Raw genomic sequence first — 26,878 nt, 5'->3', positions numbered from 1 at the left:
CCGTTATTTTACTTTAACAATTACTACTGACATATCATCTGTCTTACGTGCGTTGTCCTTGTAGATGGCAGCGGCGAGTATGGACATATCGTATCTGAATATGCCGGGGTAGCGCGTCATTTCCCACCTTGTTTTGATACCATCAGAGCACATAATAAGTATCTGTTCCTTGCCGGGAGCGTGTTCTACTTCCTGTTCATTGATAGTACGGGGCAGATTATGACCGATGATACCATTATACGGGAGATAGGTTTTGGATTCAGCCGCAGTCCACATACGCATGTGTATGTTTCCAACACCACAGAGCCGCCAGTTTCTCAGTCTGTGATTATAAACGGCCATACTACCTACCAGTCCGCGAGTACGTTTCACATCCTCATTAACTTGTCTCATTACTTCGCTTAAATCGCTCAGCATACAATACCTGAAGGAACCGATGGCAGCCGTAACAGCTTTATGAGCTTCCGGTCCGTGACCGAGTCCATCACCGAGGAACAATCGTATGCCAGTTTTGTCTGCATTGATGAAATAACCGTCCCCGCATGCCCTTTCTCCTGGTTTTGGGAGCAGTAATGTTCTGAGCTCGGGGCCAGGTTTGGGAGGGTACTGTTCGGGCGGTTTTATATAGAATCTTGCCAGCAGTACAGTTCCCCAGCCTTTTACCGAATAAACCTGTGAGAAGTCTGAAAGTCTTTTGATAGCGCCCAAACCCTGGCCAAGTGTATTAACAGTGGAGATGCCGTCCTGCATCATTCTCGCAAGGTCATTGATGCCCGGGCCGGCATCGATCCCAATAATTTCAATGGCAGGCTGTGGCTGGTCTGTCAGCATGACAAGCACTTCGCCACCTCCTGCATGTTTGATAATGTTGGAACCGATTTCGGCTACGACGATATCGACCTCCGCCACTTTTTTCTCATTCAGTCCACATTGTATAGAAAGACGGTGCACTTCACGCTTCAGATTGGCCAGATAACTTCTGTCCTCAATATTAAAGCTGATATGCCGTCCAGTTATCCATTCTTCCATTTAATAATTGTAATGGTAGTTCCTTTACCCACCGTACTTTTAATATCAAAATCGCTCACGAGGCGTTTAGCACCCGGCAGTCCGAGTCCCAGACTTTTGCCGGTGGAAAACCCATCTTTCATGGCTTGCTCTATATTGGGAATACCGGGACCGTTATCTGAGAAAGTGACGCGGACACCGTTCTGACGTTGTGGACCGTTGACTATTTCGATAAGGACAGTACCTCCTCCGGCGTACCGGAGCATATTTCTGGAAAGTTCGCTGGCTGCTGTGATCAGTTTAGTCTGATTGACAAGGCCCATGCCTATTTTAACGGCAAATTCCTTCAGTCTGTTTCTGAAAACCACCATATCCAACTCTTTCAGTATGCGCATGTTGTCGCTGGATAGTACTATCATTCCTCAGATTCTTCTTCTCCGGTGATCTGCAGTTTTTGTTGTAATAATTCCATGCCCTTCTCTACGTTCAGTGCTGTCTGGACTCCTTTTAGCGGAAGGCCCAGTTCTACCAGCGTAATAGCCACGGCGGGCTGCATACCAACAATTACAGTATCTGCATCCAGAACTTTACTCATGCCTGCGATGTTTCCGAGTATTCTACCCATAAAGGAGTCTACAATGGAAACAGCAGATATATCTATTAACACTCCTCTGGCGCCGGTCTTGCTGACAGCCTGTACGAGATCAGCTTCGAGATTCAGCGCAAGGCGGTCATACAGATCGACCTGTATGGCAACCATCAGGAAATGCCCAATTTTAAGGATAGGTATTTTATCCATCAACAAATAACTTTTACTTTGCTACTACTTTTTTCACTTCCAGTTGCAAGAGCGCATACGCATGCCTGAGGGCACTTGCGAGCGAAGCTTTGGTCACTATACCAGACAGGTCGATACCGAGGTGAACGACTGTCTGCGCTATTTCAGGACGGATACCACTGATAATACATTCAGCTCCCATGAGGCGGGTGGCGCTGACGGTCTTGATAAGGTGCTGAGCTACCAGGGAGTCAACAGCAGGAACACCGGAGATGTCGAGGATCGCGATGCTGCTGGATGTATCTACAATTTCCTGGAGCAGGTTTTCCATTACCACCTGGGTACGGGAACTGTCGAGGGTGCCAATGATAGGCATTGCAACGATACCATCCCACACGCGGATAACAGGGGTGGAGATTTCGGTTATCTCGTCGGTCTGACGTAGAATCACTTCCTCTCTTCCTTTAATAAATGTTTCAAAGGTAATGATGCCCAGGCTGTCAATAAGTTTGCTGACTTTCAAACTTTCATCCAGGAGCTGGACAGGATCATTTTTGATTTCCTGTGCCAGGATAGACAATAATGCATCTTTCAGGCTGAAAACAAACATACCAGTTTCCCTTGGAGAATAACCCTGTTTGGCTCGTGAGATCGAAATGCCCTCCAGTACTTCATGCACCGCTTCCAACGAAGAAGCCTGTAGATCTTCCAGATTGTTGCCACTTAAAGTCTGTAGTAATACGTCTACAAGTTCTTCAGACTGCACTGTCAGTTCATCGTTCGACATAAGGTCCTCCCGTAGAGAAAAATCCACTAATTGGTTCTTCATCCACAATTCGAGAATCTGTTTTTTCCTTTTCTGTAAAATTTTAGCTGTGTCTAGCTTCATATGTGTGGCTTGTTTAGCTTTGATGGCGCATATTGTCCAGCATACACCAAGCAAAAAGCAAACCGGAAAAGGAAGAAGCCGCTATTAGAAGTGGTGTGTCAGTTGGTAGAGGAACAGTTGTCCGATCCTTGGTTCAAAGATCAAAGGGAACAGAATTCCGAATACAGCGCCCCAGAGGTGAGCGTCGTGATTAATACCAGTACCTTCCTGGCGGGACATATAAATCGTATAGCCGAGATAAACAACACCATAAACGATAGAGGGCATAGGGATCACAAATACGTATATGGTTGCCCATGGATTGAAGAGAATAGCTGCAAATACTACAGCGGAGACAGCGCCGGAAGCACCCAAGGTCCGGTAATCCGGATTGTCTTTATGTTTAAGGTAAGTAGGAATATCGGAAAGTACCAGAGCCAATACGTAGAATAATAAATAGTAGATCTTACTATGAAAAATCTGTTCAAACATACGTTCAATAAAGCTACCAAAGAAATAGAGCGTAAACATATTGAAGCCGAGATGCATGAAATTCTCATGTATGAGACCCGAAGTGATAAAGCGGTAGAACTGTTTTTTTTCTTTGACCAGGTATGGCCACATAATAAGGTCGTCCTTACGTCTTTCATTTTCGAAAGAGGTAAATGAGATAATACAGGTGATGACAATAATTGATATGCTAAGTGTCAATTCCATTCGAAACGGGTAATTTAATTGATGAGAATGTAATTATACTGAATTTTTACTGATGATGATATTTCTCCCGGTTAATGACTGTATAAGCCCGGTAGAGTTGTTCGGTCATGATCAGTCTCACCAGCTGGTGGGGGAAGGTGAGGGGGGACAGGGACAATTTGAGCTGTGCTCTTTCCAGGACGGCAGTATCCAGTCCGAAAGCCCCGCCGATCAGGAATATCACCTGTCGTGTAGCGGCATTGGCCCGTTGTTGAATGAAGTCTGCCAGTTGCATGGTCGTCTGCATTTTCCCGTATTCATCTAATGCTACGAGGTAATCCTGCGGTTGCAGCATATCCAGTATCATTTTACCTTCCTGTTTTTTCAGTTCGGGCACGGAGAGGCTGGCCGCCTGTTTCACAGTAGGGATCAGCTTTAGTTCAAAGTCGACATAGTGTTGCAGCCGCTTTTGAAAGATGGCGATACCGTCCTTTATATATGGGTCATTCTCTTTTCCTATGCTCCAGAGTTGTATTTTCACTGTACAAATATTTGATCATCTAACCGTCCTGAAAGACGGGTGGTAAATGTACGTAACCTGTATGTTATGAATCAAACAAAAAAAATATTTCAAATATTTGGTGGATATGAAAATATTCTTACCTTTGCAATCCCAACAACGGGAATGGCTTCGTAGCTCAACTGAATAGAGCATCTGACTACGGATCAGAAGGTTTCTGGTTTGAATCCAGACGAGGTCACAGAGAGGGGAACTACTTAAGTAGTTCCCCTTTTTTCTTTTTACCAATTCCTTCCTGTAATTTATTTCAGATACGTGTAACCATGCATCACCGCAGTTACTAATAAGAAAGTGCCACATACCTGCCTAAATACTGTTGTTTTTCAGCTTCCTCTATCAGAAAATGAGCGACATCTTCCCTGGAAATCTTTCCAACCTTCATTCCTTTTTTAAGTTCAGGTAATGCCTTGTACGATCCTGTCAAAGCACCGTTAGTAAGCATTCCGGGTCTGACGATCTCCCATTTGACCTTGCTGGATGCAAAAATTTCTTCCATCAGCGTTTTATTGATGTACTGATCTTTTAAGAAAAGCGTAATAATAGCTTTCATAAAGAAGCTAAGGTGATTTTTACTTTCTCCTGCACCAAACCCGGTAATGGTGATCACTGGTGCGGAAAGATTCAATTCATTTGTTAGTTGAACAACAGTCCGTGCAATATCTGAGAATAAATGGGTCGCTTTTTTATTTTTAGTACCGACTGTTATCAACACAGCATCGGCATCTACCATGGCTTTTTTTACATCTGCTGCAACGGTGGCACTACCTTTTATGATGGTCAGCAATGGATGATCCGGCATTGCTGTAAAGTTGGTTGATAGTGCGATCACTGTATGTCCTTTTTGTAAAGCCTGCATGACTGTCACTAAGCCGATCCCGGCACCGGCACCTATAATTGCAATCTTCATTTCTTTCTTATATTAAGTTAAAGACGTTAAATACAACGCTGCGATTTCTTTTCCGGCAACCAGGAGGTTGTCAGTTCCCCAAATCCAGGGCTGTCCGTCTGAGGTCAGCACCTCTGCTCCGGCTTCCTGCGCAATAAGGATTCCTGCCAGCCAGTTATGCGTATCCAGATCTTCCTGCAGGAATAAGTCAATCCTGCCTGCGCCTACGTAAGCTAACTGTAAGGCATGAGGACCGTAGTTTCTGACCACGCCAAAGTTTTTGATAAGGTGCGCTACAGAACCAGCTATTTTCTGTTCGAAGTTGGCTGTTTTTTTAGCCTGGTGGCCGTATTCAAAAACCGCCACCATGACATCGGTATCTGCTTTTAGTCCGGCTTTGATCCGTGATCCGTTTAGATAGGCGCCTTCCGTTTGTTTGGCGGAAAAAACTTCGTCGGCAACCGGATCGTACACCACAGCAAAGTATGGCTGTCCATTGCGTATAAGTACCAGGTTGATGGTCCAGCCTGGCAAATGCTGGATATATTGTACTGCGCCATCCATGGTATCACAAAGCCAGTATTGCCCGTAATCCGCAGGTTGTAGTTGGGCGTCCGGATCAAATTCATCGTCGGCTACCCAGGGAATATCGGGGTAATGCTGATTTATAAGTGGTTTTAAGAAGTTGAAACAGGTTGTTTCAATCTCTTCGAGCTGTACAAGAAAGGCTTCTTTGGTTGTGGGGATCTCTTTCTTTTTATAACTATCGAGAAACTGTTTGCCAATTTGTTTGACGGCATCTATAATCAGTGTTGTATTGATTTCGTTTTGCATCACCTTGATTTTAGTAATTATTGTGTTGCAAAACTATCGTCCGTTTACTGCGTAGAATAGGCCAAAAGCGGGAAATGATAGTCTTAATCGCGGAATTGCTTTCGGAACGCTAAACAGGTAGTTTGAGTGACTTTTTTGAATAGCTTTCCAAAGTAGACGCCATCATCATAACCGAGTTTAAAGGCGATTTCCCGAACTTCCAGATCGGTAAAGTACAGCAGCCGTTTAGCTTCTAATATATTGTGCTGTTGAATATGCGTCGACGTGGAAAGTCCTGTTGTCGCCCTCAGGATATCATTCAGATGTGAGGTACTAACAGATAGTGCTGATGCGTATTGTCCGGGTTTTTTCCAATCTTTATAATGTTTTTTTAGCAGCTGGAGGAAGTCCTGTTCGATGATATGTCCTCTGGTTTCTTTTGTATCCGGTACTTCCTTATTCTCAGACGTTGATATCAGCAGGCAGAAGAGTGAGTTGATCAGGAATAATATTGATTTGTGGGTAAACACATCAGGGGAATGACTTTGCAGATCAAACGCCAGTTCCATAATCGTTTGAATCCGGGTTAGCAGATCATGTGAATCTTTTAGCAATAAAGGACGGGATAATCCCGTCAGCAGATAGTGTTGTAATTCGGGTTCCAGTATGAACTCTTCTATAGCCAGTACCCACCCGCTTTGATCACTGACTTCAATGAGTTGATGCACCTGGCCGGAGGCGATCTTTAAAACAAATGGGCCTTTCAGCATAACGTCTTCGAAATCTATCCTGAAATGGTAATTGCCCTTGAAGGCAAACATCAGGCTATAATGATCATCCCGGTGTATATCGGTGATGTTATGTCCGGCTGTAATGCCTTCGTGCATGGGGGCAATCAGGACACCTGTAGCTGTATCCGCGGCGAGCTTGAATTGCCTGATATGTTCCTGTTGTTCTTTCAAAGTAAATAATCAGCGTTGATATGACCTGCTGGTCAATATATTTGAAGCACTTTATTGATATCGTGCAAGTTAAAATTAACACGATATCAATAAAGTGCTTCAAATATATTAACAAGTCCTGTTATTCCCCTTTTTATTCCGACTTTAAGGCAGGGTGTAGGAATAGCGTTGTCCAAACGTTTGGCAGGACGGTGCTTTTAATTGCATAATCTTCTGCACTCCAGTTCACCTTTGCAGCTTCTTCGCTTTCTAAAATCGAGGTATACACGATATCGTCGCTTTGGTTGCCATATTTATCTGACATTGGCATATATGCACAGACTGATACCGATTTGATCGGCAGGTTGCTTTTGTATAATTTGAGGTATAAATCGCTCATCTTACTTTTGATGCCGCTCCGTATCATATTCGTCGTAAGATTGTCATTGGCATTAAAATTTATGGTAACAGCTGCAGCCTGGTTTTCCATTGCTACATTGATATCCCGTAAGTATGGTTTGTCATTATTGTTCTCGCCTTTTAGTTCTTCCCTGATGACTGTCTTAATCTTTTCTTCTGGTGATTGTTCGGCCTCCTGGGGCTTAGCTGGCGCAGCTGTCTCGGTCACTGCTGGTTTATCCGTGTTTTTCGCGGCATCTTCGAGTTTCGCCTTTGCCTTCTCTTCCGCTGTTAAGGGCTTAACTACAATGGCAAATAGAATAAAGGAAGCGAGCATTATTCCGGCAAATGTGAGCGAGACTGTTTTCCTGGAGGTCTTTGCTTTAAAGAGCCCCTTAAATGCAGATGGTTTAATCAATCCAATGATAAGGCAGATAAATGCCGTCAGGCATAGCAATACTGAAAATTTTTCCATAGTGGATAAGTTTTGGTGTTAGGTGTCAGTTAATGAATTAAGATTAAGTTTAATGTTTTTGAAGATACTGTTACACCCCATTTTCGTTATTGGGATAAACGTTACCCTTCACGGTAATACTTTTTTTCCATAGTATAACCGGAAGCGTGGCTTATTGTTTACGGATGTTTCAGTTGGATTGCTGGTTTGATTCGATTTTTTTGATTAGTGGTCTTCCATTTTCGCGGTATATCCCCATCTTCCTCCATGTCTCAAAATGTATAATTAATGTCCTTTGAGACAACTGATCCCATACCTAATTTTGCATCATGGACGTTAGTAAAGACAAAGGAAACGCAGCAGGGCAGCGGAAACTGATAGTGATCGTGGCGATGACCAGGCATATGCTGCTCGATTTTACCGGGCCTTCGGATGTATTTACCAATGCTGACAGATTTTTACAGGTTATGGGCGCCAATAATGGGTATGAGGTAAAGGTAGTAGCGCCCACCTATGATAAGAAAGTGACCACTTCCGCCGGTATTGAGGTCAATTGTCAATACTGTGCCATGGATATACAGACGCCGATCGACACCCTGATCATTGCGGGGGATGATTATTGTCAGCTGGCCCTTGATGAGTTCGGACCATTTTATGAGTGGTTATCGGGTATCAATGAACAAAACACCCGTCGTATCGGGTCGGTGTGTGCCGGTACGTTTGCGTTGGCAAAGGCTGGTCTGCTGAATGGGCGTAAGGCGACTACACACTGGGAGGTTACGGAGAAATTAAAAGCGCAGTATCCGTCAATAGATGTTCATGGGAATGCGTTCTTTATCCAGGATGGCTATGTGTATACCTCTGCGGGGGTGTCTTCGGGAATAGATCTCTCACTGGCACTGGTGGAAGAGGATTATGGGAAGGAGATCGCTGTAAGGGTGGCACGACAGCTGGTATTTTATCTGAGGAGGCCGGGTGTGCAGGCGCAATTTGGTAATCTGCTGCCTGTTTATGACAATACCAATATCGGACAAAAGCTGAAGGTCTGGCTGAATGAGCGGCTTCATGAGCCGGTTGATCTCAATAAGATCGCTGAGAACTTCAATATGAGCGTCCGGAATCTGACGCGGGTGTTACAAAAGCATACGGGTATGCCTCCGGCGAAATTTATTGAGAAGCTCCGTGTAGAGAAAGCACGTGTGTATCTTGAGGATACAGATATGCTGCTGGAGAGGATCGTTGAGCAATGTGGGTTTGGTAACCTGGTGACCATGCGACGCATATTTCTGCGACAACTTGCGATTACACCTTCAGATTATCGCCGTGCTTTTCGCACTTCACTGAAAGATGCCGATGACCATGAGGCGTTGCAACTTGAATACTCAGCTTAAGCTATAATTTATCGGCGGCAAGCATCGCTTGTTATTGATGCGCACGGATACCTGTGCGTGCAGGATTCCCTTAGCCTTTTAGATTGTTTCTAAAATAAAATCTCAATACATGTATTTCGTTTTCTTAATACTGCATTCGCTACTCCGGTGGCTGATGTTAGGAAGTCTTTGCTATGCCATTTACACTGCCTGGCGCGGCGTCACTCAAAGGAGGCTTTTTACTGAAAAAGTGAATGCTATCCGCCACTGGACAACAACCATTTCCCATATTCAGCTTGTGATCGGCATGACGATTTATGTTCTAAGTCCGCTGGTAAATATGAAGGTCACCGGTATCCAGGTGGCATCCTTTCCTGAGTATACTTTTTTCAAATACGTGCATATAGCGCTTATGATCCTTGCGATTGTTCTGATCACTATCGGATCGGCAAAGGCAAAAAGAGTAACAGGTGATCAGGAGAAGTATAAGCTACTATTAAAATGGTTTCTGATGGCATTAGGCGTCCTGTTAATTGCTATCCCGTGGCCGTTCTCTCCACTTGCGCAGCGACCCTGGCTGAGATTTTTTCACATTTAAACAGCCGTTATGGAATCTTTATTTAAAACATCATTGGGCCGTCTCCGGCTTGTTAGTTATATGGAGGGCATATCCTTACTGGTATTAGCCGGTATTGCTGTTCCGCTGAAATATTGGGCTGGTAATCCGTTGCTGGTCCGCGTCATCGGACCGGTACATGGTATATTGTTTCTCTTGTTTATTGTGCTGACCCTAAGTGCCGGGGTGGAGCGACAATGGAGCTTCACAAAAACAACTTTTAAGATTTTAATCTCCTGTATCATTCCTTTTGCAACATTTTACGTTGACAAACACATCCTAAAAAAAGAAGCGGAGGCAGCGTCAAAAGATAAATAAATGAAACAACATTGGTTAAAGCGAATCATGCTGACGGTAGCGGTGTTAATAGTCAGCATATATTATGCAGCGGCGCAGACAAAGGGAAAGGCTTTTTTTGCGATGAATTCCACAGCCGGTTTATGGACATGCTGTTTATTACTTCTCGCGGTAATACTGCAATTAGCATTGTATATGAAGTACCGGTTGCAACATGTGATCAGGTTACGGCAGGTAAGACGCCGGCAGGCGCAGGATGAAAGTATTACTGTGCACATCCCACAATTGAACAGGCATCAACTTGAAACATTGCTGAAGGTTAAACAACAGACCAAAATAAAAGTGCTGGTATTAATCGGGCTGGGGTGCAGTTTGTCTGCAGGTGCGCAGGATCTCAAGCCCACTAAATTAATGAATCAGACAGGCATTCTGATCACTATCATCCTGATATTGATACCGGTGCTGGTGGGTATCGCCCTGATGATCTTCAAACTGAGAAGAGTGATTGGTCATTATCGCCGTAAGGTGCATCAGGAGGAGTCTGGTCAACTGGCATCTTATCTGGATGAGATGAATGATACAGAGACATTGCATGCATTGTCGCAACGTAAAATAGCACTCGATTATTCATTGAATGATGATGAACTGGCAGGAACGCAGGCGGCGGATGATAATAAAGGTTTGCTAAGTGATATCAGCAATGCGCCTGACATCAATTTTATCACGCGCAAAAAAGTTGCCGTGGCACGTCCGCCTATTGATCCTGCGCTGGCGAAGCTGGTGCTTTGGTTCCTGGGTACTGCGACTTTCTGGCTTTTGTTTGGTACAACAGTAGGGGAGTATGTCGGTATAAAATTCATCAGTCCTGACGTAGACCATTTAAGTTGGTTGAGTTTTGGCAGATTACGGCCGGTGCATACCAATGCTGTTTTCTGGGGTTGGGCATCACTGGCCATGCTGGGGCTGGGTTATTATATTGTTCCCAGGGTCAGCAATATGCCTATTGCCAGTCTGAAAAAAGGATGGTATACCCTTGTACTTGTCAACGCTGCCGTTGTATCGGGTACTATTACGCTGATGGCTGGTATTAATAATGCGGGAGGAGAGTACAGGGAATATGTCTGGCCGGTGATGGCATTGTTTGCAGCCGGGTTGTGTATTACACTCAGGAACTTTCTTCAGACTATTGCCAGCAGGAAATCCAAAGAGATCTATATATCTAACTGGTATATTGTTTCAGCAGTCATATTTGCTATTGTCATTGTATTGGTAGCGTACTTGCCTTTCTGGCAGGATGGTCTCGGAGAGACGATCGTACAGGGGTATTATATGCATCAGGGAGTGGGGATGTGGTTTATGCTCTTTGTATTGGGTGTTACTTATTACTTCCTGCCACAGCAACTTAACCGGCCTATCTATTCCTATAGCCTGGGTATACTGGCTTTCTGGTCGCAGATCTTTTTCTATACCGTAATTGGTACGCACCACTTCGTATTCAGTTCTATTCCCTGGTGGTTGCAGACAGTCGCAATCGTTGGCAGCGTGGGTATGCTGATTCCGGTAACATCAGGAAGTACCAACTTTTTTATGACTTTCCGTAACGGTTGGCATAAGCTGGCCGGCAGTTATACGCTTCCTTTCTTCCTGGTGGGCCTGGTGTTTTACTTTACCGGCTCTATGCAGGGTACTGCTGAGGCATTCCGTTACACGAATCTGATCTGGCATTTTACGGACTTTACGGTAGCGCATTCGCATATTACGATGTATGGTATCATCACGTTTTTGTTATGGGCCGCTATTTATACGGTTGTACCGCGGTTAACAGGCAAAGAACCGCCGCAGATCACTGTCGGCATTCATTTCTGGTTAGCGCTGATCGGGTTGTTATTCTATACCGTCCCATTGATGTATGGCGCTACCTACAGGGGGATCATGTGGCAATCGGGTAAACCATTTATAGATAGTGTGGTATTTATGGCGCCGTACTGGTTATGGCGTGCAATAGGCGGCAGCCTGATGTGGACAGCCCACATCGTATTTGCCTACAACATGTATAAGATGTTGCTGGCAACTACAATCCCTGATATCAAAGAAGCTGCTTTGAAAAAATTAAGTGAGCAGTATTTAAAGGGCTCCATTTCATCTCCGAATCAATAAACGCTATGGAACTGTTCGATAATCATAAGACATTATACAGCACTGCATTGGGATTGTTTTTAGTACTCACGCTGGGAGTGGCCATATTACCTGCTATTTCCAATGAAAAGAATAATGCGCCGTTACCAGAAGCACCGGTGCTTAGCGAAGACGCAGTAAAAGGAAAGGCTTTGTTTGTTGCCAACGGATGTGTGGCATGTCATACGCAGCAGGTACGTAATGTAGAAATGGACAAGATATGGGGTGACCGGCCAGGTATTGCTGCTGACTATGCTGACAATCATCGTACAGACCTTCTACATAATACCGCTACGTTGATGGGAACTGAACGTACCGGACCTGATCTTACGAATGTGGGGAATCGTCAGCCTTCGCGGGACTGGCATCTTGTACACCTTTTTAATCCGAGGACGGTTGTTGAGCAGTCGATCATGCCAGCTTACACCTGGTTGTTCGAGATAAAGGATTCAGTGCAGGAAGGGGATGTGGTCGTCAATGTGCCAGAAGCCTTTCTTGCGTCAACACATCAGAAAGTAGTGGCTTCCAGGGAGGCCCTGCAACTGGTCGCCTATCTGCAATCATTAAAACAGGTGAAGCTGCCGGGAGAAAAGAGTCCGCTGTTTCTCTATAAACGTGAGCAACCTGCGGCTGCCGGTGATGGGGCTTCTCCTGTACTCAATGGTGCGGAATTATATGCCAATAATTGTCAGAGTTGCCATCAGCCTAATGGTGAAGGACTGAAAGGCGCTTTCCCTCCTTTAAAAGGGAGTAAAATCGTTTTAAATGATGATCCGGAGTTAATGGTGGATATCATTATGAATGGTTATACCGGCAGGATGCAGGAAGGCTTTGGAGAAATGCCGGCTGTTGGTACACTGAATAAATTGACTCCCGGTGAAGTGGCGGCTATCATGAACCATGAAAGAAGTTCGTGGGGAAATAACAGCCGCAAAGTGACCGAAGAACAGGTGAAAGTGATCATGGAAAAGGTAAAAAAACAATAACACGCATATGAAAAGAACTTATCTCTTTATACTGTTGCTGTTCTCCACTTACGCAGCAATGGCATGTCCGGCATGTGAAAAGCAGCAGCCGAAATTATTACGGGGTATCACCCATGGTACAGGACCTGACAGTCAGTGGGACTATGTGATCATTGCAGTGACGGTGGCGTTTGTATTACTAACCTTGTTTTACTCTGTGAAATGGCTGATCCGTCCGGATGAGTCTATGGAAAATCATATTAAAACAAGTATCATAAATCATTGATCCTATGAAAGATCATAGTACTGTCGTCATCTTCATCGATGATGATCAAACACCGGCAGCACAGTTACAGACGCCTGTTCAGTTTAAACTGGACACCAATAAACTGCCAGACGGCATGCATACGCTGAAAATTGTGAGTAAAGATCCTGCTGGTAAGGAAGGCATAAGGCTGATACCTTTTGAAGTACGGAACGGTCCGGCGGTGGCTGTTGAGGGGATTAAAGAGAATGCTGTTGTTGATGGTATAGTACCGCTGATGATAAATGCTTATGGAAAAGGGGATCAGCAATCTTTTATTATAACGGGAAGTGAAACGCCGCAAAGCATCCCTTTCTGGATATATGTGCTGATCATCAGCTTTAGTGGCTGGGCCATCTATTATCTGATCACTTCTGTTTCAATAAAGCTTGTGTAAAGAACGACAGGATAGTTATGTGAATTATAGTTAAAACATGGTCTAAGCTTGATTAGATACATTGAATGACTCAGCCCGAAACCGGGCAGGTTCTCCTGCCTGGTGCTATTTTATATACATCCGGCTACATGGGTCGAAGAGTATTGCATATTCTCTGAAGAACGTAGATAGGTCAGCGGTGTATATAGTTTTATTTGAGGTTTTAGAAATAGCGTATGTTAAAGAAAGTCTTTTTTTCGACGAGGACGATGGGTTTGTTGCTGATCGTATCTGCTTTTGCAATGGCATGGGCAACCTTCATTGAGAACGATTATGGTACACCAACTGCAAAGGAACTCGTATATAATTCCTGGTGGTTTGAGTTGGTGATGTTCTTGCTGGTGAGTAACTTTTTGGGCAATATTGTACGATATAAACTGTATAGAATAACGAAGTGGCCGTTGCTTGTTTTTCATATTGCCTTTTTATTCCTATTCCTGGGTGGAGCGATTACCCGTTATCTGAGTTTTGAGGGAACAATGCATATCCGGGAGGGTGAGCTGGAGAATAAGGTCATCTCCGAAGCGACCTTTTTCAAGGTGCAGATATCCAGGGGAAATCAGATAAAGGAATATCCACTGGCAAAGGCCGCGTTCCTGCCTGCTAATATCCCAGGCTTCTTTAAGTTGTTCCGGCGTCCTTTTGAAGCGGCGTATGACTTTTACGGGGAAGCAATTACGATGCGTATGCTGCATTTTATTCCGAGAGCGCAGGACTCTGTAATGCCGGTTAACGATGCATCAATGATTTTGCACCTCGTTACGATAGAAGACGGTATCCGCAGAAATATTTATATACCAGCCGGTGAGACCCGGTCTTTACAGGGAGTGGAAGTTGGATTTGGAAGGTCTGTGCCTGACGGTGTAGCTATAAGTATGGACAGCGGACGTTTATACATTCATTCTGCACTGGCCGCACGTTATCGTGTGATGGCGACAGGGCAGACTGATTCCGTCAGAATGGTTGAAGGCAGAGACACGTTTCAGTTACGCGCGCTATATAACTTTAGTACGGGCTTATTGATGGTTGTGCCAGAAATGCCGCGGGAAGGCAGAATTGTATATTATGAAGGAGATCTGAAAAAGAATGCGTCAGATCCTGATCTGACAGTGATGGAGATTGCCAGCAGGGAAGGGCGTGATACCGTTTCATTTTATGGCGGCAGGGGATATACAGGTTTTCAGGCAAGCCTTATGTTGCAGGATATGAAGATTGATATAGGATATGGATCCCGGTATTATTATACGCCATTCTTTATTCATCTGGACAAATTTGTACTTGGAAAGTACCCTGGGAGTAATGCGCCTTCTTCCTTTTCGTCGCAGGTCACGGTCAATGATGCTGGTAGTCTGATACCTTATAATATCTACATGAATCATACGCTGGATCATGGCGGCTTCCGTTTCTTTCAAAGCAGTTATGATACTGATGAGAAAGGGACGATATTATCCGTGAATCACGATGTTACGGGTACGAGCCTGACCTATATTGGTTATGTAATGTTATTTGCGGGTATGTTCTTTACCCTGTTCTGGCGAGGGACGAGGTTTCATCTTTTAGGGCAACAGTTGCGGACTACTTTAAAGAAAGTATTGATCGTATTGGGTATTGGTCTGTTATGCGGAAGCTCTGGTTATGCACAGCAGGTACCGGAGCATGTACCGGATAAGGCGCATGCTACTTCTTTTGGAGATCTACCGGTTCAGAATATTGAGGGCAGGATAGAGCCGGCGAATACCCTGGCGCTGGAGATCCTCAGGAAGCTTTACCGTCATGACAGTTATTATACATTTGATGCCAATCAATTTTTACTGGCAGTGACGACTAATCCTGCTGAATGGTTAAATGTGCCGCTGATAAAGGTAAGTGACAGGGGCGGAAAGGCACTGTTGAGTCACACAAAGGCAAATGTGGAAGGCCTGACAACTATTATGCATCTGTTGACGATTGATACTGCAGGTGATGCACATTTTTTACTGGAACAGGAGTATAACAGTGCATTCGCCAGAAGGGCTGCTGATCAGGATAATTACGATAAGGAAGTCATTGAGTTGAACGATAAGATGCAGGTGGTGCAGATGTTATTAAACGGGATGTATCTGCGAGTATTGCCTGTTCGCGGAGATAGTAATAATACCTGGACATCTGTTAGTCTGATGCAAGTGCCGCAGAACAGGGATGAAGAATTAGTCATGCGCTATTTCCAGGCGGTTCAGCATGCGCGGAGAGATGGTAACTGGGAGAAGGCTGACCAGGCGTTACAAACGCTCAAGGCTTTACAACGTTCTGCGGGTGCTGAGGTAATGCCTTCACAGGCAAAACTGAACTGGGAGGTCAGATTTAACTCATGGAATCTGTTTTTTAAACTGATGTTACTGTATGCTATAGCTGGAAGCGTGCTGTTGTTCGCTTCGTTTGCTGCCATGTTTAAGCGCAATAAGGTGTTGCAATATCTGATCCGGATGCTGATAGCACTATTAGTGCTGGCAGCCTTACTGCAAACAGCTGGTCTTATTGTCAGATGGTATATTTCGGGTCATGCACCCTGGAGCAATGGCTATGAAGCTGTCATGTTTATCAGTCTTATCGGTCTTGTGTCGGGATTGCTTTTATATCGTAATGGTAACTCCTATATTCCTGCTGCGGGCGCATTGATTGCTGTTATTTTAATGGGTTTTGCCCATGGCGGCGCTCAGATGAATCCACAGATCACGCCGCTGGTACCCGTTCTGAAATCTTACTGGCTGATGATCCATGTGGCTATCATTACTGCCAGTTATGGTTTTCTGGGACTCAGCGCATTACTGGGTATGTTTGTATTACTGCTGCATGTAATCAATAATCCTGCAAGGCGATCCTTTATGGAAAAGTCATTACGGGAGCTTACTGTTGTCAATGAGCTGTCAATGATCATCGGCATATTTATGCTTACCTGTGGCACCTTTTTAGGGGGGATGTGGGCTAACGAAAGCTGGGGGCGTTACTGGAGTTGGGATCCCAAGGAAACCTGGGCCTTCATATCCGTTATAGTATATGCATTTGTGCTGCATGTGAGACTTATACCGGGTATGCAAAGTAAATTCCTGTTCAATTTTCTGTCGGTAGTATCATTCTCCACCGTGATCATGACCTACTTTGGTGTAAACTACTATCTGTCAGGTTTGCATTCCTATGCCAAAGGTGATCCGATGCCTATACCTGCCTGGATCTATATATCGTTGGCGACTGTATCGCTTGTATCGCTGGCGGCTTTGTTCAGGTATAAGCGTTTAAATAATATCCTGGGGAGGATGCAGCAAGATAAGTCCGCTTAAAACGCTAAATCAATATTTACAATTAAAAATAAACAGCATGAGAAAACTTTTCATCATGGCATTGTGCCTTGCTGGTACGGCATCATTTGCACAAAACCGAAATGGTAAGACGTCTGCACAACAGCTTGCGGCGCCAAATAAGAATCCGAACGAGATTGCCGATTATAAGGCGATTACGGCAGTCATAGACGGATATGTAGAAGGGCTGCGTCTGGGAGATGTAGCGAAATTGAAAAAGGCCTTTCACAAGGATGCGATCATGTATGGATTCATGGGAGTGGGTACTTTGGAAGGAAGTGTCGATAACCTGTATGACTTCGCTGCGAAACATGGTCCGGCTGCTGGCATTACATCGTACATCAGTATCATGCATAAGACTGCTAACACCGCTATGGTACTTGTTGAACTGGAAGGCGTATCGCCTACAGAAAATTCCACCGACTATCTCTCTTTGATGTATAAAGATGGTGAGTGGAAGATTATTTCGAAAGTCTTTCATCTCTGGGTAAAGTAGTTTACAGGGGGATAATTACCAAGGTAGTTATCCCCTTTTTATCTAGTTGTATTTGTTGAAGAATGGAAGTGCCCGGAGCATGTTTCGAAGTGATAAAATTGCTAATTTCATAAAAAGCAATCAAATGGGAAAAGTGATCTTTTCAATCAATATGACATTGGATGGCTGTGTTGACCATACCAAAGGAAACAGTAATGAAGAAGTACATGACTATTTTACGGAGCTACTGAAGGGGATGGACCTGCTTTTTTATGGTCGTAAAACTTATGAATTAATGGTGCCCTTCTGGCCGGATATTGCAAAAAGTCAGTCGGGGGGAACAAGATCGATGAATGATTTTGCACAGACTTTTGATGCTATTGACAGGGTTGTTGTCTCACGATCATTGACACACGTTGACGATCCCAAAACGAGGATCGTTCGGGCGAATCCTGGAGATGAAATACGTAAGCTGAAGCAGGAGTCAGACAAACGGATTGCGCTGGGTGGTGTGGATCTGCCTTCCCAGCTGATCGCACAGGATCTCGTTGATGAGTATTATTTCGTGATTCATCCGGTCATTGCCGGAGAAGGGAGAAGATTGCTTGATCTTACCCATCTGCAAGCGCAATTGCAGTTAAATCTTGTTTCGTCCACAAACCTTGGATCAGGAACTGTTGCACTTCATTTTACAAGATAACTTATAGCACAATTTAGTCAGCGCTGCTGGAGGCGTCCTTGATAGGACCATGGTTGCTAACTGTATGCACGAAAGCATTGTTTCATTCCTTTGGTTGTGATTAATCCTGGAATGGACTGTCCGCGTAGGTTGTTACAGGAAATCCGGAAGAACGGGCTTCAAAGAGGTCATTGACTGGTTGTCCGGAGAGTTCAGGTATTAATTGCGCTGTTGGTCCGAAACCTACAGTAGTTGTTCCTTCTGCTATCAATTTTGGAAAGACGGCGCTGCAGAATGTTTCAGTTGTTGTACCATGTGCGCTGGCCGGATCTGTTAGCGTTGTCCGGACGGCTGGTGGAATTAATTCAACTACGTTGCAGGAGGTACCTTTGAGCGAGTGACGCAGGCTCATCGTATAGCTATGTAATGCGGCTTTACAGGCACTATAGACCGGGGCAAAGATCTGTGGGATATATGCTCCTCCAGAAGTAACGTTGATTATCAGGCTGGGATTTCCATGTGCCAGCAGGAGAGGGATCAACAGGTGATTGAGGTGCACAGGTCCTGAAAGAAGAATATCGATCTCCTGCTGCCGCGTATGCCAGTCGGCGGTTTCCTGTGCCAACGCAATTCTTCGCTGAATACCGGCATTGTTAATTACTATATTGATACCGGGCATTGTTGTTTTTATATGAGCGGCCAGCATTTCTCTTTGTGCGGGGTCGCCTATGTCGTTGACGAAGGTTTTGAGTCCGGGAAGCGCTGTTGCAGCCTTTTCAAGTTTTTGTGCGTTACGACCAGTGATAAGCACTTCGCTACCTGCCTTCCTGAATAGTGTTGCAAGGCCATAACCAATTCCCTCACTACCGCCTGTAATAAGTACCCGAGTTTTTGTCAGCTCCATAAAAAGTCAATTTCAGATGATGATTCTTTATTGTTATGACAAAGCTATTGCAGGAAACCGGGGCAAAATGGTCTTGATTTCAGTATTTATTTGTCAGTATTTAGTTTCAACTGTTTTCTGTATTGCTGAGGCGTACACCCGGCGAGCCGTTTAAACCATTTCGTAAACTGTGAGGGCTCGAATGTTAATAGCAGGGCTGTATCACGGACCGGAAGTGAAGAATCTGACAATAACTTTTTTGCTACCTCCAATATTTTTACCTGATATATTCCACAGGGAGAAGTGCCGGTTATTGTTTTTATGGTGTTACTCAGATGTGTCGGATGAATAAACATTAAACGGGCAAAATCTTCAATTTCAAACATCTCTTCGGCCAGTCCGTTGACAAGGTCATTTAAGTGGCGATCTATCAAAAGACAGTACTGTTCTTTGATCTGTTCGGGTCTTTTGGGAATATCTGTGTTTGATTGAATCATAGATAAAGCCTCGTTTAGTGGTACTTATAACATGATGTAAAGTACAGCATCCGGACTTTTTATACTAAAATGTCACATTATTGTGACATTATTCCTATTTTTGCGTCATGGATACGCGGCAAAAGATAATTGATGCAACCATTACTGTCTTAAATGAAGACTTTTCTGCTCCGCTGGACAGGATTGCAGAAAAGACCGGTTTAAGCCGCCGGACCTTACACCGGTACTTTACAGACCGGGGCGATCTGATAGACGCCTGTCGGGAAGATATGATGCAAACCTGGCAAACAGCCATGTTACAGGCTTGTGATAGTACCCAGGATCCATTGATACAACTGGAGAGGATGCTGTATGCCGGTATAGACTGTGGTGTGCGATATGTCTTCCTGCATAAGTTATTAAGTCATCCGGATGAAGACAAAGCAGGCTATTCCCGGCAAAACCCTTCTTATGAAACTACCCGGGATAACTGGTTTCAGCTGATCCCTGCATTACAGCGTCGGCAGCTGATCAGTGAACATGTCAATGCAACCTGGATAAGGCTTCTGTTTATCCAGATGATTTCAGTCACGGTGCAGGCGTACCAGTCGGGAGATATTGCACAAAATGATATTAAAAAACTAGCGTGGTATTCCTTCCGCAGAAGTATTGGTATGGAGTAGCACCTGCATATCACCAATAATATATTAACACAAATGATCGCTTCTTTTTTACTGATAGGACAGTCGAATATGGCTGGACGTGGATATAGTCATGAGGTTCCTTCTATTATCAATGAGGGTATAAAAGTACTCCGGAATGGGCGATGGCAGCTAATGGCAGAGCCTATCCATAACGACCGCTCCAGTGCCGGAATAGGTTTGGCAGGGAGTTTTGGCGCTGCATGGCGGATGGATCATCCTGATGCGGAGATTGGTTTTATCCCTTGTGCAGATGGCGGTACCAGTCTGGATGACTGGGCGGTTGGTGGTCCGCTGTTTGACCATGCCCTTGCACAGGCCAGGCTGTCACAACGTAGCAGCACCTTAACGGGTATACTATGGCACCAGGGAGAAAGTGATTGTTTTCCTGAAAAGGCAGCAGAATATGAACGTAAGCTACAGGTGCTGATGGATACTTTGCGACAGGAGTTACATGCAGGGGATGTTCCGCTTATTATTGGTGGCCTGGGAGATTTTCTGACCAGTGGTATTTATGGAAAGTATTTTGGTGCTTATCCGCTTATTAATGAGGCTTTGTTACATTATGCACAGACACAGGCGCATTGTTATTTTGCCACTGCTGAAGGGTTAACAGGTAATCCGGACGGGCTGCATTTTAATGCTGCATCTTTACGTATACTGGGTGTGAGGTACTATCAGGCGTTTCGCATGCGACAGTCTGTTACAAAACCTTGGGCAGAAGAGCATCAGTTGCTGGCGGATATTTATAACAGGGCACATACGCAGAAAGAGCGACTCTTTCAGCTGGAGCATCGCTTTGCGACCGGGAAGATAGGTGTGGAGGAGTTTCAAAGTGAATTGGGGAATATGCAATGATGTTCAACCGTGCGAGATTGTCACACATTTATGAGATATTTTTATACAAAAAAGTAAAACTCTTTTTGGAAGTTTGATTTTTTTTCGCACATTTGCAATCCCGAAACGGGAATGGCTTCGTAGCTCAACTGAATAGAGCATCTGACTACGGATCAGAAGGTTTCTGGTTTGAATCCAGACGAGGTCACAGAAAAGAGGGTAATTACCAACAGGTGGTTATCCTCTTTGTTATTTAGCCCATCATGGTTGCTGATAAAGATAGTGCCGCCGATCCCCGGCGCGAGGAACAGAAAAACAGTAAATCAAAATAGATAAGCTATGTTATTTGTCGACCCTGACGGGTCGTTGATCGACAAAGCGTGTAAAATATCGGCGGATGCATATATTTGACTGTAATATTCCAGGTAATGAAGGCTACATATCTCCGGCATTTACTTTTTTGGATTGTCAACATTGCATTGATCACTCTGATATTTGGTGCTCAGCTGCATGGACATTACCTGATTGCGCTGCCAGCAGTGCTTATGGTGGTTCCGGTGCATGCGTTTTATTTCTATGGATTGTCCTACTATATTATTCCCCGATATTTTTTCCGACAGCAGTTTGTCCGCTTATTTATTGCCTGTGTGGTCTGTACGGTCCTTGCGACCTTGTTGTTCCGCGCTGCGGATATTCTTTTCGTAGATCCATTTTTTCTTTCTGTCAGTAATGATCCGGCGAATGATTTCAAATGGCCTGTTGTGCAGGGGGCGTTTGTAGAAAAGCTTTTTCAGCCTGCGGACATTGCGTCTGCGTTTATTGGCAGTAATTCAGTCGTCTGGATAGGGGTTTCGATCAAGTTCATCAAAATGTGGTATGAGAAGCGGGAGACTGCCACCCAGGCGGAGTTAAATTTTCTTAAAAGTCAGATACACCCGCATTTTCTGTTTAATACGCTAAATAATCTTTACGCGTTGTCGTTAGCTCAATCTGCACAAACACCTGCGGTGATATTGGGTTTATCAAGTATCCTTCGTTATATGCTATATGAATGTAATACGGCATTTGTTTCATTGAGAAAAGATATTGAAATACTGAACAGTTATATTGCATTGGAGAAGATCAGGTATGAATCCCGGCTGGAGCTTAATGTTAATATGCACCTGGACGAAGGTGTACAGCAAATTGCGCCATTATTGCTACTGCCACTGGTAGAAAATGCGTTTAAGCATGGGGTGAGTGAGACGGAGGAGTATCCCTGGATTAATATTGAACTGAAAACAAAAGGAGATAAGCTTACTTTTAATGTGTCGAACAGTAAGCCTGAAACAACCCCGGAGAAATCTGCTATACATTATTCAAAAATCGGACTGGCCAATGTGCGTAAACGGCTTGAACTGTTATATCCCGGACGCCATACACTGCAGGCGTACGATGAAGAAGACTGTTTTATTTCAATACTGGAAATTGAATTAACTGACTAGTGCATAAGCGACCATGATGAAGATCAAAACACTTATCATCGATGATGAACCACATGCGATAGCGATTATTCAGCAATATGCTGCTGAGTTCACAGAACTGGAGGTGATCGCCTGTTGCCATTCGGCCTTACAGGCTTTTCGCGTTATGCAGTCGGAGCCGGTAGACCTGGTTTTTCTGGATGTTAAAATGCCCGGTATCAATGGGATTGATTTTATTAAAAGTCTGCCTAGTCCGCCGAAGGTTATTTTCACAACGGCTTACCAGGAATTTGCAATTGATGGTTTTGATTTGAATGCAGTCGATTATTTACTAAAGCCTATTCCGTTTGAACGTTTCTTTAAGGCAATAGGGAAGGTTGTCAACGTATTTAAAGGACCGGTATTGGAGGAGCGTAGTGTTACAGAAGCGTCTCCGGTTGATCCATCACCTCATTATCTCTACCTGCGTATCGATCGTAGGGTAGTAAAGATTGATACGAACGATATTATCTGGATTGAAAGCTTTAAGGATTATGTGAAGGTGGTATTGAAAGACCAGGTACTGTCTGCAAAGCAAAAGATCAGCGTAATTGAAAAGTTGCTTCCTATAGACGGTTTTATGAGAATTCACCGGTCCTTTATAGTGCCGGTCAGTAAAATTGAAAGTTATAATGCCAGTTATGTAAAGGTGATGGGTAAAGAATTTCCTATCGGCCGGCATTATAAAGCGGATTGCCAGCAGCGCCTCAGATTATAATTTCTATCTCTTCTTTGTTAAATAATTTAATGTTGTTAGGCTATTTAAATGTGTTGTTTATCGATACAAACTGTTGTCTATCGACACAGTTTGCGTTTACCGATTTAGGTTGCGAAGTTTGCTGCCGACTTAACAGTTGATAACAATCATCAACTTGTATTGAACCCCAAACCGGATAAATTAAATCGTATGAACGACACAAACTCCATTGAGCCTGTAACGGCTGCCACTGTATATCGTGCATATAATGGCGGATATTTTAAAACCCTGGTTTCTCCTGAACAGACGGACGGAAGCTTTGCTTTGCTGGAAATGGTGTTGCCGCAGGGCGCTGAACCGCCTTCTCATCTGCATGAGCATGAAGATGAGACATTTTACATACTGGATGGTACCGTCAACTTTCGTATTGGCAATAAGATGCACACCGCGGGACCAGGAGAAGCTATTTTTGCGCCCCGCATGATTGCACACGAATTCACGATCACCAGTAGCCAATTGCATTTTATTACACTGCTTACCCCCGGAAGCTTCTGGGGTTATTTCATGGAATTTAGCACTGCTTCTGCCACTGTGCCTGTTGTAAAAGCTCCCGCCGAAGTTCCCCCTGCCGATTTTCTCATGCATTTGATCAACCGTCTCAATAACCAATACGGCGTAAAGTTGGTCTGAAGCGTCTGCTATACCGATCACCACATCACAGCATTTTTTGAAGGCCTTTTCATTCACGAACCCCAAAGCAAGTTGAATAGCCTCTCCTATATAAATAGGGGAGGCTTTTTTGTTTGATAAGATGAAGTTGTTAAAGTAGTATCGATTTGATACTGCTTTTTTGTAACTTTGCAATATTGATTTAATGTTTTATTCTACTATAAAGAATGATGAGATATGAAAGCGACTACCATGAGATCGGACTGTCCTATTAGTTGTACGCTGGACGTGTTGGGAGATAAGTGGAGTCTGCTGATCATGCGGGATCTGTTATTCTTTGAGATCAACTCTTTTGGTGAGTTTCTGCTGTCGGATGAAAAAATAGCAAGGACTATTCTTGCTGACAGACTGGAGGACCTGGTTGAAAATGGTTTTATTGTCAAGGAAGTATCACCGGTTAATAAGTCGAAGTTTTTGTATTATCCAACGCAAAAGGGTGTCGATCTGGTGCCGTTGTTATTGCAATTGGCTGACTGGAGTGAAAAGTATCAAACAGCAGTTGTCAATCCCAAGATGGAGGTAGCAGCGTTTAAGAACAGCAAAGGCAAGGCGATGCAACAGCTCAGAATGAGGATCAGGAATTAGGTAAGATAATCTGTATATAAGAATATTGGCATAATTACAATAAGATGGAAGCGCATAAACAACTTGTATATAAGGATATGTCATCGCCCGTCGGTGCAATCAGGATGATCGCCAGTGAGACCGGTCTTGCGGCGATATTATGGGAAGGAGAGGATTACAAAAGAACAAAGCTATCTTCTCCAGTGAAAGATGACAATGCACCGATATTGTTGCAGGCTGAGGAGCAGTTAAAGGAATATTTTGCAAAGCAGCGAATCGTCTTTGACGTACCGCTTGATTTTAAGGGAACGCCCTTTCAGGTCAGGGTTTGGGAAGCACTGCTGCAAATACCGTATGGCGTAACAAAAACATATGGAGAACTTGCCCGCCTGCTCGGAGATATAAAGACCGTTCGCGCGGTTGGCGGTGCTTTAAATAAGAATCCGATATCTATCATCGTTCCCTGCCACAGGGTGGTAGGAGCATCCGGGAAGCTGGTAGGCTTTGCAGGTGGACTGGAAAATAAATCTATCCTGCTTGACCTTGAAAATGCTCACAAAATGCCCACTCTTTTCTGATCTATATGACACAAATGAAAAAGACAAATACTGCACTTCCCCATAATATACCGACCACTTTCAATGCTGAAAACTATCATCAGTTATGTGACCACCTGGCAGGAGCTGATCATGATCTGAAAGCGATTCTGGATACTTATAGCTACCCACCAATGTGGACAAGGGCAAACACCTTTGAGGCACTGGTGCATATCATCCTGGAACAGCAAGTTTCGCTTGCTTCTGCACTGGCTGCTTTGAATAAATTGAGAGAAAGAACAATTCAACTCACGCCGGATGCGGTTCTTAGTCTGAGTGATGAGGAAATGAGGGCGTGTTTTGTAAGCCGTCAAAAGACCGTTTATATCAGGGGACTGGCCCAGGCCATAAGAGGAGGAGAGATCAATCTTGAGATGCTGAAGCAGCTATCCGATGATGAAGTACGCAGTAAGCTGATCAGTCTGAAAGGAATTGGCAACTGGACTATTGATGTTTATCTCATGTTTGTATTACAGCGGGTGGATATCTTTCCGGTTGGCGACCTTGCGGCAGTCAATGCCTTGAAACGTCTGAAACAACTGCCCGTTTCCACCACAAGAGAACAGGTGCTTGAAATCAGTGAGGGATGGGCGCCTTTCAGGTCCGTTGCTACCATGATGCTGTGGCATTATTATTTATCGAATACTGCTAAGAAGATTGCACCAGTAGATTGACCCACCCCGCTTTCCTGGATTCCGATTTTAGTCCCACAGCTTTAGCTACAACTCCGTAGCTGCTCACCCTTCCTTACGATGAACAAAAGCAGTTCTCAGTATGATCAGTCGGTTGATCTGATCATCCACAAATTCAGGCAGCACAATGGGCAGATTGTGAAATTCTTTGCGGCGTATGATGAGCATTTCTATCAACAGGAGGTTACGTCCGGTAAAAACAGGGCCAGTTATTTGTTGGGGCACCTGGTGGTTGCCAATGACGAGTTGTTCCCGTTTCTGGGTCCTGGTGACATGAGATACCCTCATCTGCTCCCGCTGTATTTCAGCGTGGACAGGGCATATCCTGATAGTGAGTTGCTTACAGTGCAGGCGTTACTGGGAGTGTCCCGGCAGATTTAATCGCGTCTTATCTGGGCATATCATCCGCAGCATTAACACGACTTTCCGATAAAACATAGGCCAGTGTTACTTGTGTCATCTGACCAGCAGCGTACAGGGAGATGATCAGCAATAGCCGAGATCTTCCCATGGACCATCAGGCCAGATACCAAATCCGCGTGGGGTATCTCCCTGTGTCCAGTGTCTGGCACGAAAGAGCTTTCCATTGTATTTCACATAACTGCCACTTGCATAAGCAGTAGCTGATGCCCATTCGGATGCGGTGTCACAAGGTCCGATGTCAGTTTTTGAGGAAAGCAGATCAGTGCCGGTGTAGTAAGTCTGCCAGGAGATCCATTCAGGTGTTTTGTCATAAAGTGGTGTGGCCGGGCTTTTGGTGTTATAGGCTTCTACTGGCTTACTTTCGGGTGATGCTGTAAAGCTTTGTTGTGAGAATAACGTGGTAGCAATCGCATATGCGATAATTGGCATTTTGAGGGGCATGGCAAGAGGATTTTTAATGAAGTTACAGCTATCCACTGCGGCCACCTTGCAATGAAGGATGCCTATAAAATGGGCGATAGGTAGTCGGGGAGGTAACGGAATGATACTATATACATGCTGTATAACTGGTAGAGAGGTGGACTTGATCAGGGAATGCTTTCCTGGCTGATTTTTATGATATTACTGATAATTGTGGGTGCGCTGGAGCATAAGGGCAATACGGGTACGGCAACAGAAGGGATCTGTAGTAGTAGGCATCTAACGG

General features: G+C 44.4%; 32 protein-coding genes, 2 tRNA genes and 1 pseudogene. 22 read left to right on the top strand and 13 right to left on the bottom strand.

Annotated features, from left to right (window positions below; translation table 11 throughout):
- Nucleotides 1-3 precede the first annotated feature (3 nt).
- From BMZ72_RS07985 to BMZ72_RS07960, 6 genes are all read right to left on the bottom strand, one after another.
- The gene (locus BMZ72_RS07985) at nt 4-1,029 is read right to left on the bottom strand and encodes an ATP-binding SpoIIE family protein phosphatase (protein ID WP_089806897.1); all 1,026 of its coding nucleotides are present in this window, start codon (nt 1,027-1,029) and stop codon (nt 4-6) included.
- Nucleotides 1,014-1,427, bottom strand: a complete 414-nt coding sequence (locus BMZ72_RS07980; RefSeq protein ID WP_089806895.1) for an anti-sigma regulatory factor — start codon at nt 1,425-1,427, stop codon at nt 1,014-1,016. The genes BMZ72_RS07985 and BMZ72_RS07980 overlap by 16 nt, the downstream gene beginning before the upstream one ends.
- Nucleotides 1,424-1,807, bottom strand: a complete 384-nt coding sequence (locus BMZ72_RS07975; RefSeq protein WP_089806893.1) for an STAS domain-containing protein — start codon at nt 1,805-1,807, stop codon at nt 1,424-1,426. Before BMZ72_RS07975 ends, BMZ72_RS07980 begins: the two co-directional genes overlap by 4 nt.
- A gap of 13 nt (nt 1,808-1,820) precedes the next feature.
- A complete protein-coding gene (locus BMZ72_RS07970) occupies nt 1,821-2,675 on the bottom strand; it encodes an STAS domain-containing protein (RefSeq protein WP_089806891.1) in 855 nt (284 codons plus the stop codon).
- Nucleotides 2,676-2,759: 84 nt separating this feature from the next.
- On the bottom strand, nt 2,760-3,371 hold the full coding sequence (locus BMZ72_RS07965; protein WP_089806889.1) for a rhomboid family intramembrane serine protease: 612 nt from the start codon (nt 3,369-3,371) through the stop codon (nt 2,760-2,762).
- 46 nt (nt 3,372-3,417) lie between these two features.
- Nucleotides 3,418-3,891, bottom strand: a complete 474-nt coding sequence (locus BMZ72_RS07960; protein ID WP_089806887.1) for a 23S rRNA (pseudouridine(1915)-N(3))-methyltransferase RlmH — start codon at nt 3,889-3,891, stop codon at nt 3,418-3,420.
- A gap of 146 nt (nt 3,892-4,037) precedes the next feature.
- Between BMZ72_RS07960 and BMZ72_RS07955 the strand changes: the two genes are divergently transcribed.
- Nucleotides 4,038-4,111: transfer RNA gene (locus tag BMZ72_RS07955), tRNA-Arg, on the top strand.
- A 99-nt stretch (nt 4,112-4,210) separates the two neighbouring features.
- On the opposite strand, the gene BMZ72_RS07950 is transcribed toward BMZ72_RS07955, so the two are convergent.
- From BMZ72_RS07950 to BMZ72_RS07935, 4 genes are all read right to left on the bottom strand, one after another.
- Nucleotides 4,211-4,837 (bottom strand): NAD(P)-dependent oxidoreductase, encoded by a 627-nt coding sequence (locus tag BMZ72_RS07950; protein ID WP_089806885.1) that lies wholly within the window; start codon nt 4,835-4,837, stop codon nt 4,211-4,213.
- A gap of 12 nt (nt 4,838-4,849) precedes the next feature.
- Nucleotides 4,850-5,650, bottom strand: a complete 801-nt coding sequence (locus BMZ72_RS07945; protein ID WP_089806883.1) for an inositol monophosphatase family protein — start codon at nt 5,648-5,650, stop codon at nt 4,850-4,852.
- Between the two features lie 83 nt (nt 5,651-5,733).
- Complete coding sequence (locus BMZ72_RS07940) at nt 5,734-6,591, bottom strand: AraC family transcriptional regulator (RefSeq protein ID WP_089806881.1); 858 nt, start codon at nt 6,589-6,591, stop codon at nt 5,734-5,736.
- 133 nt (nt 6,592-6,724) lie between these two features.
- Nucleotides 6,725-7,444 (bottom strand): hypothetical protein, encoded by a 720-nt coding sequence (locus BMZ72_RS07935; protein WP_089806878.1) that lies wholly within the window; start codon nt 7,442-7,444, stop codon nt 6,725-6,727.
- 308 nt (nt 7,445-7,752) lie between these two features.
- Between BMZ72_RS07935 and BMZ72_RS07930 the strand changes: the two genes are divergently transcribed.
- The 11 genes and pseudogenes from BMZ72_RS07930 (at nt 7,753) to BMZ72_RS07885 (ending at nt 18,093) form a co-directional block, all read left to right on the top strand.
- Nucleotides 7,753-8,814, top strand: coding sequence for a GlxA family transcriptional regulator (locus tag BMZ72_RS07930; protein WP_089806876.1), 1,062 nt, complete (start codon nt 7,753-7,755; stop codon nt 8,812-8,814).
- Nucleotides 8,815-8,968: 154 nt separating this feature from the next.
- The gene (locus tag BMZ72_RS07925; RefSeq protein WP_255373137.1) at nt 8,969-9,391 is read left to right on the top strand and encodes a hypothetical protein; all 423 of its coding nucleotides are present in this window, start codon (nt 8,969-8,971) and stop codon (nt 9,389-9,391) included.
- Nucleotides 9,392-9,400: 9 nt separating this feature from the next.
- On the top strand, nt 9,401-9,727 hold the full coding sequence (locus BMZ72_RS07920) for a DUF3817 domain-containing protein (protein WP_089806872.1): 327 nt from the start codon (nt 9,401-9,403) through the stop codon (nt 9,725-9,727).
- A gap of 174 nt (nt 9,728-9,901) precedes the next feature.
- Nucleotides 9,902-11,863, top strand: a complete 1,962-nt coding sequence (locus BMZ72_RS07915) for a cbb3-type cytochrome c oxidase subunit I (RefSeq protein WP_255373136.1) — start codon at nt 9,902-9,904, stop codon at nt 11,861-11,863.
- Between the two features lie 5 nt (nt 11,864-11,868).
- Nucleotides 11,869-12,316: pseudogene (locus tag BMZ72_RS37160) on the top strand (cbb3-type cytochrome c oxidase subunit II); the annotation flags it as partial.
- A complete protein-coding gene (locus BMZ72_RS37155; protein WP_410492754.1) occupies nt 12,295-12,867 on the top strand; it encodes a c-type cytochrome in 573 nt (190 codons plus the stop codon). The pseudogene BMZ72_RS37160 and the gene BMZ72_RS37155, both read left to right, overlap by 22 nt.
- 7 nt (nt 12,868-12,874) lie before the next feature.
- Nucleotides 12,875-13,132, top strand: coding sequence for a hypothetical protein (locus tag BMZ72_RS07905; protein WP_089806866.1), 258 nt, complete (start codon nt 12,875-12,877; stop codon nt 13,130-13,132).
- A 4-nt stretch (nt 13,133-13,136) separates the two neighbouring features.
- A complete protein-coding gene (locus BMZ72_RS07900; protein WP_089806864.1) occupies nt 13,137-13,547 on the top strand; it encodes a cytochrome C in 411 nt (136 codons plus the stop codon).
- A 215-nt stretch (nt 13,548-13,762) separates the two neighbouring features.
- Nucleotides 13,763-16,900, top strand: coding sequence for a c-type cytochrome biogenesis protein CcsB (ccsB, locus tag BMZ72_RS07895; RefSeq protein ID WP_089806862.1), 3,138 nt, complete (start codon nt 13,763-13,765; stop codon nt 16,898-16,900).
- Between the two features lie 37 nt (nt 16,901-16,937).
- A complete protein-coding gene (locus tag BMZ72_RS07890; RefSeq protein ID WP_089806860.1) occupies nt 16,938-17,414 on the top strand; it encodes a nuclear transport factor 2 family protein in 477 nt (158 codons plus the stop codon).
- Nucleotides 17,415-17,538: 124 nt separating this feature from the next.
- On the top strand, nt 17,539-18,093 hold the full coding sequence (locus BMZ72_RS07885) for a dihydrofolate reductase family protein (protein ID WP_089807303.1): 555 nt from the start codon (nt 17,539-17,541) through the stop codon (nt 18,091-18,093).
- 100 nt (nt 18,094-18,193) lie between these two features.
- Here the strand turns inward: BMZ72_RS07885 and BMZ72_RS07880 are convergent, their stop codons facing one another.
- Nucleotides 18,194-18,976, bottom strand: coding sequence for an SDR family NAD(P)-dependent oxidoreductase (locus BMZ72_RS07880; protein WP_089806858.1), 783 nt, complete (start codon nt 18,974-18,976; stop codon nt 18,194-18,196).
- An 86-nt stretch (nt 18,977-19,062) separates the two neighbouring features.
- Nucleotides 19,063-19,452 carry a helix-turn-helix domain-containing protein gene (locus BMZ72_RS07875; protein WP_089806856.1) on the bottom strand — a complete coding sequence of 130 codons (390 nt, stop codon included), beginning with the start codon at nt 19,450-19,452 and terminating at the stop codon, nt 19,063-19,065.
- Between the two features lie 107 nt (nt 19,453-19,559).
- Here BMZ72_RS07875 and BMZ72_RS07870 point away from each other — a divergent pair, with 107 nt between their 5' ends.
- The 10 genes from BMZ72_RS07870 to BMZ72_RS07825 all read left to right on the top strand — a co-directional run bounded on the left by BMZ72_RS07870 (nt 19,560) and on the right by BMZ72_RS07825 (nt 26,130).
- Entirely contained in the window at nt 19,560-20,114 is a 555-nt protein-coding gene (locus BMZ72_RS07870; protein ID WP_089806854.1) for a TetR/AcrR family transcriptional regulator, read from the top strand.
- A 33-nt stretch (nt 20,115-20,147) separates the two neighbouring features.
- Entirely contained in the window at nt 20,148-20,990 is an 843-nt protein-coding gene (locus BMZ72_RS07865; protein ID WP_089806852.1) for a sialate O-acetylesterase, read from the top strand.
- Nucleotides 20,991-21,103: 113 nt separating this feature from the next.
- Nucleotides 21,104-21,177 (top strand) — tRNA-Arg (locus BMZ72_RS07860).
- A gap of 220 nt (nt 21,178-21,397) precedes the next feature.
- Complete coding sequence (locus tag BMZ72_RS07855; protein ID WP_089806850.1) at nt 21,398-22,453, top strand: sensor histidine kinase; 1,056 nt, start codon at nt 21,398-21,400, stop codon at nt 22,451-22,453.
- A 13-nt stretch (nt 22,454-22,466) separates the two neighbouring features.
- Nucleotides 22,467-23,189 carry a LytR/AlgR family response regulator transcription factor gene (locus BMZ72_RS07850; protein ID WP_089806848.1) on the top strand — a complete coding sequence of 241 codons (723 nt, stop codon included), beginning with the start codon at nt 22,467-22,469 and terminating at the stop codon, nt 23,187-23,189.
- A gap of 189 nt (nt 23,190-23,378) precedes the next feature.
- Complete coding sequence (locus BMZ72_RS07845; protein WP_089806846.1) at nt 23,379-23,858, top strand: cupin domain-containing protein; 480 nt, start codon at nt 23,379-23,381, stop codon at nt 23,856-23,858.
- A gap of 231 nt (nt 23,859-24,089) precedes the next feature.
- Nucleotides 24,090-24,482 carry a winged helix-turn-helix transcriptional regulator gene (locus BMZ72_RS07840; RefSeq protein WP_218155212.1) on the top strand — a complete coding sequence of 131 codons (393 nt, stop codon included), beginning with the start codon at nt 24,090-24,092 and terminating at the stop codon, nt 24,480-24,482.
- A 44-nt stretch (nt 24,483-24,526) separates the two neighbouring features.
- Nucleotides 24,527-25,039: a methylated-DNA--[protein]-cysteine S-methyltransferase gene (locus BMZ72_RS07835; RefSeq protein WP_089806842.1), complete on the top strand. Its 513-nt coding sequence runs from the start codon at nt 24,527-24,529 to the stop codon at nt 25,037-25,039.
- Between the two features lie 14 nt (nt 25,040-25,053).
- Nucleotides 25,054-25,731, top strand: coding sequence for a DNA-3-methyladenine glycosylase family protein (locus tag BMZ72_RS07830; protein WP_089806840.1), 678 nt, complete (start codon nt 25,054-25,056; stop codon nt 25,729-25,731).
- A 78-nt stretch (nt 25,732-25,809) separates the two neighbouring features.
- Nucleotides 25,810-26,130 carry a hypothetical protein gene (locus BMZ72_RS07825; RefSeq protein WP_089806838.1) on the top strand — a complete coding sequence of 107 codons (321 nt, stop codon included), beginning with the start codon at nt 25,810-25,812 and terminating at the stop codon, nt 26,128-26,130.
- Nucleotides 26,131-26,235: 105 nt separating this feature from the next.
- Here the strand turns inward: BMZ72_RS07825 and BMZ72_RS07820 are convergent, their stop codons facing one another.
- Nucleotides 26,236-26,613, bottom strand: coding sequence for a carbohydrate-binding protein (locus BMZ72_RS07820; RefSeq protein ID WP_089806836.1), 378 nt, complete (start codon nt 26,611-26,613; stop codon nt 26,236-26,238).
- Nucleotides 26,614-26,878 lie beyond the last annotated feature (265 nt).

This window comes from Chitinophaga sp. YR627, from assembly GCF_900114995.1.
GTDB lineage: Bacteria > Bacteroidota > Bacteroidia > Chitinophagales > Chitinophagaceae > Chitinophaga.
This window is presented reverse-complemented; position numbering and strand designations above follow the sequence as displayed.